This window comes from Nocardioides sp. Arc9.136 (assembly GCF_030506255.1).
Lineage (GTDB): Bacteria > Actinomycetota > Actinomycetes > Propionibacteriales > Nocardioidaceae > Nocardioides.
Genome location: NZ_CP113431.1, coordinates 3783925 through 3798267 on the forward strand (window position 1 = coordinate 3783925; position 14343 = coordinate 3798267).

The 14343-nt window shown below is 74.4% G+C and carries 11 protein-coding genes; 3 read left to right on the forward strand and 8 right to left on the reverse strand.

Annotated elements, in window-relative coordinates; genetic code table 11:
• Window positions 1-203: 203 nt before the first annotated feature.
• Window positions 204-1691: an ABC transporter substrate-binding protein gene (locus OSR43_RS18300; protein ID WP_302268197.1), complete on the reverse strand. Its 1488-nt coding sequence runs from the start codon at window positions 1689-1691 to the stop codon at window positions 204-206.
• A 195-nt stretch (window positions 1692-1886) separates the two neighbouring features.
• The gene (locus OSR43_RS18305) at window positions 1887-2504 is read right to left on the reverse strand and encodes a TetR/AcrR family transcriptional regulator (protein ID WP_302268198.1); all 618 of its coding nucleotides are present in this window, start codon (window positions 2502-2504) and stop codon (window positions 1887-1889) included.
• Window positions 2505-2579: 75 nt separating this feature from the next.
• Between OSR43_RS18305 and OSR43_RS18310 the strand changes: the two genes are divergently transcribed.
• Window positions 2580-3998 (forward strand): MFS transporter, encoded by a 1419-nt coding sequence (locus tag OSR43_RS18310; protein WP_302268199.1) that lies wholly within the window; start codon window positions 2580-2582, stop codon window positions 3996-3998.
• Between the two features lie 18 nt (window positions 3999-4016).
• Here OSR43_RS18310 and OSR43_RS18315 read toward each other — a convergent pair whose 3' ends face one another.
• Complete coding sequence (locus OSR43_RS18315) at window positions 4017-5177, reverse strand: acyl-CoA dehydrogenase family protein (protein ID WP_302268200.1); 1161 nt, start codon at window positions 5175-5177, stop codon at window positions 4017-4019.
• Between the two features lie 43 nt (window positions 5178-5220).
• Here OSR43_RS18315 and OSR43_RS18320 point away from each other — a divergent pair, with 43 nt between their 5' ends.
• On the forward strand, window positions 5221-6438 hold the full coding sequence (locus OSR43_RS18320; protein ID WP_302268201.1) for an enhanced intracellular survival protein Eis: 1218 nt from the start codon (window positions 5221-5223) through the stop codon (window positions 6436-6438).
• On the opposite strand, the gene OSR43_RS18325 is transcribed toward OSR43_RS18320, so the two are convergent.
• From OSR43_RS18325 to cysS, 3 genes are read right to left on the reverse strand one after another with little or no spacing between them, the layout of a single operon-like run.
• Window positions 6435-8021 carry a metallophosphoesterase gene (locus tag OSR43_RS18325; protein WP_302268202.1) on the reverse strand — a complete coding sequence of 529 codons (1587 nt, stop codon included), beginning with the start codon at window positions 8019-8021 and terminating at the stop codon, window positions 6435-6437. The two genes, OSR43_RS18320 and OSR43_RS18325, sit on opposite strands and share 4 nt — an antisense overlap.
• Window positions 8022-8032: 11 nt before the next feature.
• On the reverse strand, window positions 8033-8989 hold the full coding sequence (gene rlmB, locus OSR43_RS18330) for a 23S rRNA (guanosine(2251)-2'-O)-methyltransferase RlmB (protein WP_302268203.1): 957 nt from the start codon (window positions 8987-8989) through the stop codon (window positions 8033-8035).
• Window positions 8989-10419 carry a cysteine--tRNA ligase gene (gene cysS / locus OSR43_RS18335; protein ID WP_302268204.1) on the reverse strand — a complete coding sequence of 477 codons (1431 nt, stop codon included), beginning with the start codon at window positions 10417-10419 and terminating at the stop codon, window positions 8989-8991. The genes rlmB and cysS overlap by 1 nt, the downstream gene beginning before the upstream one ends.
• A 97-nt stretch (window positions 10420-10516) precedes the next feature.
• On the opposite strand from cysS, the gene OSR43_RS18340 reads away from it, so the two are divergent.
• On the forward strand, window positions 10517-11737 hold the full coding sequence (locus OSR43_RS18340) for a C39 family peptidase (protein WP_302268205.1): 1221 nt from the start codon (window positions 10517-10519) through the stop codon (window positions 11735-11737).
• A gap of 252 nt (window positions 11738-11989) precedes the next feature.
• Here OSR43_RS18340 and OSR43_RS18345 read toward each other — a convergent pair whose 3' ends face one another.
• Entirely contained in the window at window positions 11990-12772 is a 783-nt protein-coding gene (locus tag OSR43_RS18345) for an SDR family NAD(P)-dependent oxidoreductase (protein WP_302268206.1), read from the reverse strand.
• Window positions 12769-14334 carry a molybdopterin-dependent oxidoreductase gene (locus tag OSR43_RS18350; RefSeq protein ID WP_302268207.1) on the reverse strand — a complete coding sequence of 522 codons (1566 nt, stop codon included), beginning with the start codon at window positions 14332-14334 and terminating at the stop codon, window positions 12769-12771. Before OSR43_RS18350 ends, OSR43_RS18345 begins: the two co-directional genes overlap by 4 nt.
• Window positions 14335-14343 lie beyond the last annotated feature (9 nt).

The following is a 14343-nucleotide window of genomic DNA, read 5'->3' on the forward strand; positions in this document are numbered from 1 at the left end:
CAGCCTCCGAGGCCGGTGTCGGTCAGCGAGCCGCAGAGGTGCTCGCCGGGCGAGACCTTCGTCCACGTCCGGTGGGTCAGCTGGGTCGACATGGTTCCTCCGGAGGAGTGGGTCGCGTACCGGTCAACGAGGGAGGAGCGGCTGGGTGATGGGGGTCACAGATTCTGGGGACCGGTGTGGACCGGCTCCCGGGCACGGCGTCCTCAGAGGGTGGTGAGGCCGGCGCAGGTGTACTTCGTCCCGCCGACGGGGGCCCACTTCGAGCCGTCGAGCTCGATGAAGCGCCAGCACTCGCCGGTCTGCCGGGGGCCGGTCTGCTGCGGGGCGTGCATGCCGTTGGCGGTCCAGTCCTTGACGCCCGCCAGGTCCCTGACGAGGGCCTCGCGGCTCAGCTTGCCGCCGAGGGCGACCGCCCGCTCGACGAAGAGCCTGGCGGCGGACCAGGAGAAGACCCCGAAGAACGTCGGCTCCGCACCGGGCTTCACCTGGTTGAGCCAGCTGACGTAGGTCTGCATCTCCTTGTTGCTGCTGGCCTCCTCGAACGGGACGAAGTTGAGGAACACCGTCGTGCCGTCGACCGCGGAGCCGCCGCTCTCGATGTACTCCCGGTTGTAGGCGGAGGGGTCGATCATGAACACGTCGGGCTCGAAGCCCTGCTGCTGCATGGCGTCGGCGAGCCGGACGAACTGCGCCGGCTGGGCGATCATCTGGACGTACTTCACGCCCTTGTCCTTCATCTGCTGGACGTAGGGCGCGTAGTTGAACTCCGCGATGTCGATGCCCTGGACCATCGAGAACTTCATGCCCCGCTCGGACATGGCGGCCGCCTGGATCTTGCCGTTCTCCGAGGCGGCACCGGCGTTGATGTAGAGCATGGCGGCGTTCGCGGCGGCGTCGGGGAAGTTCTTCTTCACGTAGTCCGGGACGGCGTTCTGGAACTGGTTGGCCACCGTCGACTGCGCCCCGAAGCAGGTGCTGCAGCCGGCGCGGTCGCCGGTCACGGCCGCCGAGCGGATGTCGGGGAGCCCGCAGCCCTGGGCCGCGGACGCGCCGCCGGAGTCGAAGGCCGACATCGAGCCGATCATCGCGAAGACGTTCTCGCAGCCGTCGGAGTAGGCCTGCTGGTCGGCGGCCGCGTCGGTGCGGCTGTCGTAGGACTTCAGCGCGAGCTTGCGGCCGCAGATGTCGGTGGAGGCGTTGAAGTACGCGACGTACGCCTTGACCGCGTCCTGGCTGGACTCGAAGATGCCCGGCACCGGACCGGAGATGTCCGAGGCGTTGCCGATGGTGATCGTCTTGTCGTCGATGCCGGTCTGGTTCTTGAAGCCGTCGCACGAGCCGGCCTGGGTGCCGCCGTCCGCGGCGTTCTCGCCGCCCGGCTGGGCGGCGTCGCCGCCACCGCCTCCCGTGGACCCGGTCGCCCCCGACCCGCCGGCCGTGCTCCCGGTCGAGCCGCCCGTCGAGCCGGTGCTGCCGCCGAGGTCGGCCCCGGTGCCCGCGTCGCCCGTCGCGGCGCCCGGGACGTCGCCACCGGCGACCACGCCGCCCTCGGCACCCGCGGCGAGGCCGCCCGCCCCGACCACCTGGTTCGGGTCGAGCTGCGAGCCGCACGCGGCGAGGGCGAGGGTGAGCGCTCCGGCGAGGACGCCGAGGGCGACCGATCCGGGTTGGTGACGTCGAAGGCTGGGCACGGGTCCTCCACAGGAACTAGAACAGGTACTAGTTCCTGAACGAGGCGGTCACCGAAAGGTGACGGCGCCCACACGTTTCGTCCGGCGGGATGTGGGTTGGCCGGTCCGGGCCTGCCGGAATCCCCGGCCCCCCGGGGTTTCCGGCACTCCTCGGCCGTTGCAACCCCTGAGAGGTGCCGGTTCTCCCTGAGGAGATCAGCGGCCCCGCGACAGCGACGGCCCCGCAGCGCCGCCGTCGGGGACGCCCGCGTCCCCCGAGACCAGCGCCAGGGCGTCGCCGAACGTGCAGACGGTCAGCGCGCGCAGCGCCCCGCCGTCCTCGAGGTGGTCGCCGGCCCGCAGCGACATCATGACGTTGAGGAGCATGCCGTGCGCCACGAAGTCGCGGGCCTGCTCGTCGGTGCAGCCGGTCGCCAGGATCGTCGCGTAGATCCGGTCCATGCAACGCCGACCGACGGCGCCGATCTCCTCGACGGAGCCCGCGGAGAAGCCGTGCATCAGCACCTGGAGGGTGTCGTCGACCCCCATCAGGTCGGCGTACGCGGCTCCGAGCCGCTCCCAGTCCGCATCCCGATTCGGGTCGAACGGACCCTCGTCGAGGACGGCGGCGAACGCCGCCCGGACCCGCTCGCCGGCCGCCTCGAAGACCTCGAGGAACAGCTCGAGCTTCGTGCCGAACATGCGTACGACGTACGGCTGCGAGACGCCGGCCTCCTTGGCGATCGCGTCCGTGGTCGTGCCGTGGAACCCGGCGCGGGCGAAGGCCCGCGCACCCGCCTCCAGCAGCAGCGCGCGTCGGGCGTCGGCACTCATCCGGACCACCATGGTTGACAGATTATCAGTCGATTACCTACGTTGTAATCATCCGATGCCTACTGAGGAGCCGCCATGTCCACCATCCTCCTGCCGGCCGCTGACCGGCTCGCCATGGGGCGGCCCCCGCGGCGCCGACCGGTCGCGCTGGCCGTGCTCGCCGCCTCGCTCCCGATGTTCATGGCGACCCTCGACAACCTGGTGATGACCACCGCCCTCCCGGTCGTCCAGGCCGACCTGGGCGCCAGCGTCGGGCAGCTGTCGTGGTTCCTGAACGCCTACACGCTCAGCTTCGCGACCTTCATGCTGACCGCCGCGACCCTCGGGGACCGGTGGGGCCGCCGCCGCACGATGGTGGGCGGGCTGGTGCTCTTCACGGCCGCCTCCATCGCCGCCGCGCTGTCCACCACCTCCGAGGCGCTCATCGCGGCGCGGGCCGTCCAGGGGCTCGGCGCCGCGGCGATCATGCCGCTGTCGCTGACGCTGCTGGCCTCGTCGGTGCCGCCCGCCCGCCGGGCCGCCGCCATCGGCATCTGGGGCGGCGTCTCGGGTCTCGGCGTGGCGCTCGGGCCGGTCGTCGGGGGCGCGGTGGTGGAGGGGGTGAGCTGGCAGGCGATCTTCTGGCTCAACGTGCCGGTCGCCGTCGTCGCCCTGCCGCTGCTGCTCCTCGCCGTCCCGGAGTCCCGCGGCACCTGGAACCGCCTGGACCCGGTCGGCACCCTGCTGCTCGGCGGCGCGGTGTTCCTCGGCATCTGGGGCATCGTGCACGGCAACGACGACGGGTGGTCGAGCGCCGGCGTGCTCGGCTCGCTGGTCGGCGCCGCGGTGCTGGTCCCGGCGTACGTCGCGTGGGCCCGCCGCCGCGCCGACGCCGTGCTGCCCCTGCGGCTCTTCGCCTCGCGCGGCTTCTCGGTGGCCAACGTCATCGGCCTGACCTTCACCCTCGGCATCTTCGGAGCGGTCTTCCTGCTCTCCCAGTACCTCCAGGTCGTCCAGGGCCACAGCCCGTTCGAGGCGGGCCTCCGCACGCTGCCGTGGACGGCCGCCCCGATGGTGGTCGCCCCGCTGGCCGGCGCCCTGGCCTCCCGCACCGGGCTGCGCCCGCTGCTGATGACCGGGCTGGCGCTCCAGGCCGGCGCCCTGCTGTGGTTCGCGTGGCTGACCGAGGACGGGGCTGCGTACTCCTCGTTCGTCGTGCCACTGGCCATGGCCGGCATCGGCATGGGGCTCACCTTCGCCCCGAGCGCCACCGCCGTGCTCGACGGGCTCCCCGACGACGACTTCGCCGTCGCCAGCTCGGCGAACTCCACGATCCGGGAGTTCGGGGTGGCGCTCGGCATCGCGCTGCTCACCGCGGTCTTCCTCGCCCACGGCGGCGCGATCACCCCGACCGGCTACGACGGGGCGGTCGGACCGGCGCTGCTCACCGGTGCCGGGGCCGTCGCCGTCGCCCTGGTGGCCGCGGCGTTCGCGCCCGGCCGGCGGCGGGCCTGAGGGTCGCCCGCGGCGGCCTCAGCGCAGCAGGTCGCGACCGATGACCATCCGCTGGATCTGGTTGGTGCCCTCGAAGATCTGGGTGATCTTGGCGTCGCGGAACAGCCGCTCGACCGGGTAGTCGCGGGTGTAGCCGTTGCCCCCGAGGACCTGGACGGCGTCGGTGGTCACCCGCATGGCCGCGTCGCTGGCGGTCAGCTTCGCGATGCTCGCCTGGCGGGAGAACGGGCGGCCGGCGTCCTTGAGCCGAGCGGCGTGGAGGTACGTCGCGCGGGCGCGCTCGACCTCCGCTCCCATGTCGGCGAGCAGGAACTGCAGTCCCTGGAACTCCCCGATGGCCCGGCCGAACTGCCGCCGCTCGCGCGCGTAGGCGACCGCGTGGTCGAGCGCCGCCTGGGCGATGCCGGTGGCGACGGCGGCGATGCCGAGCCGGCCGGCGTCGAGCGCGGAGAGGGCGACCCTCATGCCGGCGCCCTCCTCCCCCACGCGGTGGGCGGCGGGGATGCGGGCCCCGTCGAGGATCACCTGGGTGGTGACGTCGCAGTGCAGGCCGAGCTTCTTCTCGGGCGCACCGAACGTCACGCCGGGGGTGTCGCCGGGGAGGATGAAGGCGGACAGCCCGCGCTTGGGGTCCTCGCCGGTGCGGGCGAAGAGGATGTAGTAGTCGGCGTGCGAGCCGTTGCTGATCCACTGCTTGGTGCCGGTGACGACGTACTCGCCGTCCTCGGCGGAGCCCTCGCGGACCGCCTTGGTGGCGATGCCGCTCACGTCGGAGCCGGCCTGCGGCTCGGAGAGGCAGTAGGCGCCGAGCCAGTCGCCGGAGAGCATCCGCGGCAGCCACTCGGCCCGCTGCTGCTCGGTTGCGTTGGCCGCCACCACGGTCGCGGTGAGCGAGTGCACGCTCGCGCCGACGCCCACGCTGGGCCAGGCGGCGGCGATCTCCTCGATCACCTGCAGGTAGACCTCGTAGGGCTGCTCGCCCCCGCCGTAGGACTCGGGGAAGGGCAGGCTGAGCAGTCCCGCGCGGCCGAGCACGGCGTACGCCTCGGCGGGGAACTCCGCCCGCTCCTCCATCTCCGCGACCTGGGGCGCCAGCTTCTCCCGGGCGATCGACCCGGCCAGGTCCAGCAGCGCCTCGGCGTCCTCGCCCGGCAGGAGCCTCTCCACGTTCGTCGGCATGGTCCCCACCCTAGGTCGACTGCCGGGACGTAGGTTCCCGGGCATGGACCGCACGAGCAGCGATGCCCGACGCGCCACCCGGCGGCTCACCGCCGAGGACCGGGAGCAGTCCCGGCGGCTCGGCGAGGAGGGGTTCGGGGCGGACCCGCCGGGCCAGCCGGCGCCGCCCGCCGAGGACACCTCCCCGGCGGGCGGTCGGCACTCCTGGGGGAGGTTCGCCGGCGACCGGCTGCTCGCCCGCGCCGTCGGGCTGGAGCTCGGGTCGTGGTGGCACGGCACGCAGGTGCCGACCTGCGGCGTCGCCGACGTCACGGTCGCCGCGGAGCACCGCGGCGAGGGGCTGCTGCGCGAGCTGTTCCGCGCGCTGCTCGAGGAGGCCTCCGACCGGGGCGAGCCGCTGAGCACGCTCTACCCGACCGCGCCCGGCATCTACCGCCGGCTCGGCTACGAGGTCGTGTGCGCCCTTGACGAGGTCGACCTGGTCACCGCCGACCTGGGCCTGGTCCGCCCCGCGGAGGGCACCACGGTCCGGCGCGCCACCGTGGCCGACGTGCCCGCGGTCCGCGAGGCGTACGACGCGTGGGCCGCCGCGCAGAACGGCCCGCTCACCCGGCGGGGAGCCGGCTTCGGCGCCCCCGACGCCGCCTGGCTCGAGCAGGTCACCGCCACCACGCTCGCCGAGGACGCCGACGGCCGGGTCGTCGGCTTCGCGCGGTGGGACCGCGGCACCGGCTACGACGAGCATGCCCGGATCGCGGTGCCCGACCTGGTCGGGCTGACCGCGGACGCCCACCGCGCGCTGTGGCGGGTGCTGGGGTCCTTCTCCACCGTCGCGCCCACCGTCCGGCTGACCACCTCCGGGGCGGACGCCGCCCGCCTGGTCCTGCCCACCTCCACCGGGCGCCGGGTCGTGCACCGCCCGTACATGCTGCGGGTCCACGACCCCGCCCGGGCGCTCACCGGCCTGCGGCTCGCCCCCGGCTCGTGGACCGCGCAGCTCCGGGTCGCCGGCGACGTCCTCGGCGTGGCCGACGGCGGCTACCGGCTGGTCGTCGAGGACGGCGTCTCCCGGTGCGAGCGGGCCGACGTGCCGCCCGACGCGGCGACGTACACCACCCAGGGGCTGGCGCTGGCCTTCGCCGGGACGCAGGACAGCGCCAACCTGCGCCTCGCCGGCCACCTGTCCGGCCGCCGCGACGACGACCGGGTGCTCGACCTGCTGCTGCACGGCCGGCCGGTGCACGTGCGCGACTACTTCTAGGGGCCCTCGGTCTCGGGGAGGGCCGACGGCCCGGGGGCGGGGGTGACCGGCGGCAGGCCGGTCTCGCCGGCCGGCTCGGGCTCGTAGGACAGCTCGGTGTAGTCCCCGACCTCGAAGACGCCGTTGGTCAGCAGGTCGACCTCCTGCAGCCCGACCGGACGCTCGTCGCGGTAGGTGATCAGGGTGACCGAGGCGGTGCGGCGGATCTTCGAGCCGATCGCGATGGCGTACGCCGCCCCGCCGGTCGTGCCGGTGGTGAAGGTGTGCCCCACCTCGCCGTTCTCGCCGACCACCTGGGTCGGCCCGCTGGCGACGTGCAGGTGGCCGCCGACGACGAGGTCTGCGCAGCCCCGGTCCAGGACCTCCCGGCCCAGGTTGGCGTCGTGGACCAGCACGGTGGCGATCCGCTCGTCGGCCTCGCAGACCTCGTCGGCTAGACGCTCGCCGACCTCGGTGAAGGACAGGCCGGTCTCGTCGCGCCAGGCGCCGAGGCCGCTGGAGCGGGGGTCGTCGATGCCGATGAGCGGCGACCCGCCCGGCCCCTCGACGACCTCGCCGTCGAGCATCCGCCAGCCGCGGTCGGCGAGGTAGTCGCGCACGAAGGGGCCGTTGTCGTGGTTGCCCGCGACGCCCCAGCGGTCGAGGTCGTCGAAGGCCGCGGTCACCGAGTCGAGCGAGAACGCCTCCCAGGCCTTGCCGGTCGAGGTGTCGTCGCCGGCGTCGAGGACCGTGGTCGCACCGGCGGCGTCGCCGATCGCGCGGGCGACGGCGTCCATGCCGATGTTGTCGTGGCGGTCGGAGACGAGCAGCGCGACCGTCTCGTCCTCGGCCGGCTCGCGGACCTCGAGGCCGGCGGCGTCCTCGGCCGCCGCGGCGTACCACTCCTTGCTCTTGGTGTAGGTGTCCACCGCGCTCTCGACGAGCCGCCGGGTCTGGTCGGTGGTGACGTCGCCGCGCACCTCCAGGCCCGCCACCTCCTCGGGCAGCGGCACGGCGGCGCCGAGCCACTGCTCGAGCGAGACCCAGTCGCGGTCGTCGTCGACCTGCGGGTCCTCGCCGCGCCAGGGCTCGACCAGGACCACGACCAGACCCGCCACGACGAGCACCGTGACCGCCCCGCGCCACGACCGGCCGGCCCGCAGCAGCTGGCGCCGGCGGTCGCGGCCGACCGCCGCCCAGACGAGCAGGGGGACGAGCGCGAGCACGGCCCCGCGCAGGGCCGCGTCGCGGGCCATCTCGACCACGACGCGCTCGACCTTGGCCCGGGGGCCGTCGGGCTGGCTGCCGATGTAGGCGTAGCGCTGGACCAGCTCGTCGGTGGTGCGGGCCTCGGTCTTGCCGAGGCGGACGTCGACGCCGATGCGGGACCCGGAGCGCAGGCGCAGGTCGGGCAGCACCGGCCCGGTGCGCACCACGACCTCGCCGTCCAGGGTCGGGCGGACCACCGCGTCGTGGCTGGCCACCGACACGGTCCGGGAGTCGGCGAGGAAGAGCGTCGTGCCGATCCCGACGGCGAGCACCGCCCAGACCACCACCGCCACGGTGGTGGCCAGGACGCGGCCGGGGCGCACGCCGGACGGCACTCGGGGGAGCCTCAGGCGCGCGCCTGCGCGACCGCGTAGAGCGCGACCGAGGCGGCCACGCCGGCGTTCAGGGACTCCAGCGTGTTGGCCATCGGGATCGAGACGACCTGGTCGCAGGTCTCCTGGACCAGCCGGGACAGGCCGCCGCCCTCGGCGCCCACCACGATCACGAGGGGACCGTCGGCGAGGCCGTCAGGCCCGGCGAGCTCGGGGAGCGTGACGTCGCCGTCGGCGGCGAGGCCGACGACCATGCAGCCGGCGTCCTGGTAGGCCTTGAGCTGCCGGACCAGGTTGACGGTCTGGGCGACCGGGATCCGGGCCGCGGCACCCGCGCTGGTCTTCCAGGCGGCAGCGGTCATGCTCGCCGCACGCCGCTCGGGGATGACCACGCCGTGGGCGCCGAAGCCGGCCGAGGAGCGGACGATCGCGCCGAGGTTGCGCGGGTCGGTGATCTGGTCGAGCACGACGATCAGCGGCTTCTCCTGGTTCGCCTCCGCGGCGTCCAGGAGGTCGTCGGGGTGGGCGTACTCGTAGGCCGGGATCTTCGCGACCAGGCCCTGGTGCACCGCGCCGCTGGTGATCCGGTCGAGCTCGCCGCGGGGCACCTCGAGCAGGCCGATGCCCTTCTCCGAGGCGAGGCGGAAGGCCTCGCGCAGCCGGCCGTCGCGCTCGGCGCCCTCGGCGACGTGGACGGCCGTGATCGGCACGCCCTCGCGCAGCGCCTCGACGACCGCGTTGCGGCCGGCGATCCACTCGATGTCGCTGCTGGACTTCTTGCGCGGGCGGGCAGGAGCGCCGCGGCGCTCGTTGCGCTGCGCGTCCTTGTAGGCCTTGTGGTAGGGCCGGTCCTTCGCCTTCGGCGTCGGTCCCTTGCCCTCGAGGCCGCGCTTGACGCGGCCGCCGGAGCCGACCGTGGCGCCCTTGCCGCCCTTGCGGATGGCGCCCTTGCGCTGGCTGTTCCCTGGCATCAGACGATGCTCCCTGCATCTAGCGACCATCGCGGGCCGTCGGGGGTGTCCTCGACCTCGATGCCGGCGGCCTTGATCCGGTCCCGGATCGCGTCGGCGGTGGCGAAGTCCTTCGCCGCACGGGCCTGGGCCCGCTGGTCGAGGAGGCCGCGGACGAGGACGTCCACGGCGGTGGTCAGTGCGTCGGCCTTGTCGGAGGCACCGGAGGCGCCGCCCCAGGCGGGGTCGGCCGGGTCGAGGCCCAGCACGTCGAGCATGGCGCGCACCGCGGCGGCCTGGCCGCGTGCGCCCGCGGCGTCGCCGGCCTGCAGCAGCCGGTTGCCCTCGCGGACGGCGTCGTACAGCACGGCGACGGCGGCGGGCGTGCCGAGGTCGTCGTCCATCGCGTCGGCGAAGGCCTGCGGCAGCGCGCCGTCCTGCGCCGCCCCGGTGTCCGCGCCAACCCGGTCGAGGAAGCCCTCGACCCGGCGGAACCCCGCGGCGGACTCCTCGAGCGCCTCGAAGCTGAACTCGACGTGCGAGCGGTAGTGCGCGGCGACGAGGTAGAAGCGCAGCTCGATGCCGCGGAAGCGCTGGAGCACCGACGGGATGGTCAGGCTGTTGCCCAGCGACTTGCTCATCTTCTCGCCGGCGGTGGTGATCCAGGCGTTGTGCATCCAGTACGACGCGAACGGGTGCCCCGCCGCGCGGGACTGCGCCTGCTCGTTCTCGTGGTGGGGGAAGCGCAGGTCGACGCCACCGCCGTGGATGTCGAAGGCGCTGCCGAGGTACTTCCCGGCCATCGCCGAGCACTCGATGTGCCAGCCGGGCCGGCCGCGGCCCCAGGGGCTCGGCCAGGACGCGGTGAGCGGCTCGGAGTCCTTGCGGCCCTTCCACAGCGCGAAGTCGCGGGCGTCGCGCTTCCCGCGGGGGTCGGCGTCCTCCGCGGCCTCCATGTCGTCGATGCGCTGGGAGGTCAGCTCGCCGTACGCCGGCCAGGAGCGGACGTCGAAGTAGACGTCGCCGGAGCCGTCCTCGGCGGCGTAGGCGTGACCGCGCTCGATGAGCGCCTCGATCAGCTCGACCATCTCCGGCACGTGGCCGGTGGCCGCGGGCTCGTAGGTCGGCGGCGCGACGTTCAGCGCGGCGTACGCGGCGTCGAGCTCGCGCTTCATGATCGCGGCGTGGGCGTACCACGGGCGGCCGAGGCCGGCGGCCTTGCCGAGGATCTTGTCGTCGATGTCGGTGACGTTGCGGATGAACGTGACGTCGTAGCCGCTGTGCCGCAGCCAGCGCTGCAGGACGTCGAAGTTGACCCCCGAGCGGACGTGCCCGACGTGCGGCTCGGACTGCACCGTGAGGCCGCAGACGTACACGCTCGCCCTCCCCTCCTCCAGGGGGACGAAGTCGCGCACCTCGCGCGTCGCGGTGTCGTAGAGCCTCAGGGTCACCCCTCCAGTCTAGGGACGGGGCGGGGTGCGGCCCGCATCCTCGGGCGCCCCGCTGTTCCTGTGACTCGTGGGGCGGATGTGACCTACCGTGGAGCCCATGCGGCGGCTCCTCCCCCTCCTCCTGACCTGCGCCTTCCTCCCGCTCGTGCCCACGGCGGCCTCGGCGGCACCGGCGCGACCGATCTCCTACACCCAGTGGGACTCCCCCGCCGAGCTGCGCAGCGGCCGGCTGGAGGGGACGCGCGTCACGCGGGGCACGCTCGTGCAGACCAAGGCCGCCGCCGGCAGGCGCACGCAGGGCGGCACGGCGTACGACGTCGGCCGGTGGTTCTCGCCGTGGACCAAGCCCGGGTTCGCGCTCACCGAGCTGATCGGCTCCTGGTCGGCCACCACGACCGGCGACAGCTGGATCGAGGTCGCCGTGCGAGGTCGCGCCGCCGGCGGTGGGCAGTCGAGCTGGGACGTGCTGGGCCGGTGGACCTCCGGTGACGGCTACACGAAGCGGACGAGCGTCGGCGGCCAGGGCGACGACCTCGCCGACGTCGCCGTCGACACCTGGAAGGCCCCCCGCGGCCTGGCGTCCTACCAGCTGCGCGTCTCGCTGGCGCGGCGCAGCGGCACCGCGGCCGCGGCCGTCGTCGACACCGTCGGCGCGGTCGCCTCCCGGCTGCCCTCGGGCGACGTCGCGACGTCCAAGCCGGGGGTCGCCCGCGGCGTGGTGCTCGACGTGCCGCGCTACAGCCAGATGATCCACCAGGGCCACTCCCCGCAGTGGGGCGGCGGCGGCGAGGCGTGGTGCTCCCCGACGTCGACCTCGATGGTCCTCGGCTACTACGACGCGCTGCCGCCGGCCGCCGACCGCGCCTGGGTCGGCTCGGGCCACACCGACCCCTGGGTCGACCACGCCGCGCGGATGACGTACGACGCGGCGTACCGCGGCACCGGCAACTGGCCCTTCAACACCGCGTACGCCGCCCCGCTGGCCGGTCACGCGTTCGTCACCCGGCTGCGCTCGCTGCGCGAGGCCGAGCGGCTCGTCAAGGCCGGCATCCCGGTCGTGACCTCGGTGTCCTTCGGCCGCGGCGAGCTCTCCGGCGCACCGATCTCCGCGACCAACGGCCACCTGCTGGTCGTCGTGGGCTTCACCTCCACCGGCGACGTCGTCGTCAACGACCCGGCCGCCCCGCGCAACAGCGGCGTGCGGCGCACCTACGACCGCGGTGAGTTCGAGGACGCCTGGCTGCCGACCTCCGGCGGGCTGGCCTACGTCATCCACGACGACGCCCACCCGCTCCCGCCGTCCAACGGCACCTGGTAGCCCACCCGCTGGTCGACCAGCGGGCCCCGGCGCGGGGCGGGAGCTCTCGTCGGGACCCGTGACCCTCGTCGGGACCAGTGACCCTCGCCGGGACCCGGCGACCCTCGTCGGGACCAGTGACCGTGGTCGCCGCCCTGCGTCCCTCACCGGGTCTCGACCCGCTCGCGCGACCTCGTCCCTCGGTCGCGTCGCTTGCTCGACCCGCCTTCGCCACGCGCCGTCCTCGTTCCTCGGACGGCGCTGCTCAAGCGCTCAGGCGGAGTAGCCGCCGTCGACGTCGAGCTTCTGGCCGGAGACGAACCCGGCACGGGCCGAGGCGAGGAAGCAGACCGCCTCCGCGACGTCCACGGCGCTGCCGAAGCGGCGCAGGGGGATGTTGCGGCGGGTGACCTCGAGCGCGGCGTCGTCGAGCTCGCCGGAGCCGATCAGGCGCGCGGCCATGCCGTCGGTGAGCATGCCGGGACCCACGGCGTTCACGCGGACGCCGTACCGCCCCTCCTCGGCCGCCAGGCCCCGCACCAGCGCCTCCACCGCTCCCTTGGGCGCGGAGGAGAGCCCGTCGCGGACCGGGAAGCGGGCCGTCGCGGCGGTGGTCACCGCGACCACCGAGCCCTGGGTCGCCCGCAGGTGCGGCAGCGCGGGCTGCACGACGCCGAAGAACCCGGCCGCGTCCGCCTGCAGCTGGGCGGCCATCGCCGCCGGCGCGACGGCGGACAGGTGGGTCATCGGGACGTGCGGGCCGGCGGCGTGCACCAGCGTGTGGATGCCCCCGTGCTCGGCGGCGACGGTCTCGACGAGGGCGGCCGCCGCGTCGAGGTCCCCGAGGTCCAGGGCGTGCGCGGTGGCGACGGCGCCGTGCCCGCGGGCCTCGGCGACCGCCGCCTCCCCCGCCTCGGGGCGCGAGCGGTAGGTCAGCGCCACGTCCGAGCCGCGGGCGGCGAGGAGGCGCACGACCTCGAGGCCGATCCCGCCGCTGCCGCCGACGACCAGGGCGCAGCCGGGCCGCCCGGCGAAGTCGCGCACGTCGGGGCTCACGCCTCCACCACCGAGAACGACCGCTCGTGCCAGCCGGTCGCGCCGTCGGGCAGCACGCCGGCCTCGACGCCGGTCTGCACGGCACCGGTCTTGTCGGTCATCCGCACCCGCACGGCGTGGTCGCCGGGCTCCAGCTCCATCTCGCCGACCCACTGCACCCAGGTGTCGTCGGTGCCCGGGCGCGCCACCTCGACCGGGACCCACTCACCGCCGTCGACGGCGATCTCCACGGTCGCGACGCCGGTGTGCTGGGCCCAGGCGACCCCACCGAAGCGGACCGGCCCGGCCGGCACGTCGGCGTCGGTGCGGGGGACGTCGACGCGGGAGGACATCTTCACCGGGCCGCGCTCGCCCCAGCCCTTGGTCGTCCAGTACGCCTCGAAGTCCTCGAACCGGGTGACCTCGAGCTCGCGGACCCACTTGGTCGCCGAGACGTAGCCGTACAGGCCGGGGACGATCGTGCGCACCGGGAACCCGTGCTCGATGGGCAGCGGCCGGCCGTTCATCGCGACCGCCAGCACGGCGTCGCGGTCGTCGGTGAGCGCCTCCAGCGGGGTGCCGCAGGTCCAACCGTCGTCGGAGGTCTGCTTCACCGCGTCCGCCCCCTCCTGGACGCCCGCCTCGGCGAGCAGGTCGGCGATGCGCACCCCGCTCCACCAGGCGTTGCCGATGAGGTCGCCGCCGACCTCGTTGGAGACGCAGTTGAGGGTGATCCAGGACTGGGTGAGCTCGCGCGCGACCAGCTCGGCGTAGGTGATCTCCATCGGCCGGTCGACCATGCCGGTGATCCGCAGGGTCCAGTCGGCGGGCTCGATCGCCGGCACGACCAGCGCGGTGTGGATCAGGTAGAACTCGTCGTTCGGCGTCCGCCAGGGGCTGACGTCGGCGAGGTCGACGCGGGCACCGGCCGGCACCTGCCCCTCGGTGACGCCGTCGAGCTTGAGCAGCCGGCGGCTCTTCTCGACGTGCCGACGACCGCTGCCGACGGCGCGGCCGAAGACCCCGAGCGCGACCGCCACGGCCGACATCAACCCGGCGCGCAGCACGAACCCGCGACGGGTGTGCCGGTGCAGTGCCGGGAGGTCGTCGGCCGGCTCGGCGCGCTCGCGGTGCTCGACGGCCAGGACGTCGGCGCGGCGCAGCGGGTCGGTGAGGACCGAGAGGCAGACGACCCAGGTCACGAAGCCCACGGCCACCGGGACCAGGTCGGTCCCGCCGGCCCCGCGCTGGGCGAGCACCGCGACGGCCCCGATCGCGGCGAGCACGCCGAAGACCACGGCGGGCATCCACCAGGAGCGGCGCGCGAGGCGGCCGGCCCAGGCGAAGAGCGCGCCGAGCGCCACGACCACGCCGAGCACCAGGAGCGGCTTGTCGGCCGCCCCGACCAGGCGGATCGCCTTCTCGATCACCGCGCCGGGCACCAGCCGGATCAGCTGCTCGACCACCGCCACGACGGGCGAGTCGCGGATCGTCATCACCATGGCGGCGCAGTACGACGTCGCAAGCCCGGCCGCGCCCGCGACCAGTCCTGCGACCGACCACGCACCGCGAGACGTCCGCACGGACCCGAT

Bases quoted from the DNA above. Each gene is read 5' to 3' on its own strand.
- OSR43_RS18320 (WP_302268201.1), top strand. From the start codon at position 5,221: ATGGACCGCACGAGCAGCGATGCCCGACGCGCCACCCGGCGGCTCACC.
- rlmB (WP_302268203.1), bottom strand. From the start codon at position 8,989: ATGCCAGGGAACAGCCAGCGCAAGGGCGCCATCCGCAAGGGCGGCAAG.
- OSR43_RS18315 (WP_302268200.1), bottom strand. From the start codon at position 5,177: ATGCCGACGAACGTGGAGAGGCTCCTGCCGGGCGAGGACGCCGAGGCG.
- OSR43_RS18310 (WP_302268199.1), top strand. From the start codon at position 2,580: ATGTCCACCATCCTCCTGCCGGCCGCTGACCGGCTCGCCATGGGGCGG.
- OSR43_RS18340 (WP_302268205.1), top strand. From the start codon at position 10,517: ATGCGGCGGCTCCTCCCCCTCCTCCTGACCTGCGCCTTCCTCCCGCTC.
- OSR43_RS18305 (WP_302268198.1), bottom strand. From the start codon at position 2,504: ATGAGTGCCGACGCCCGACGCGCGCTGCTGCTGGAGGCGGGTGCGCGG.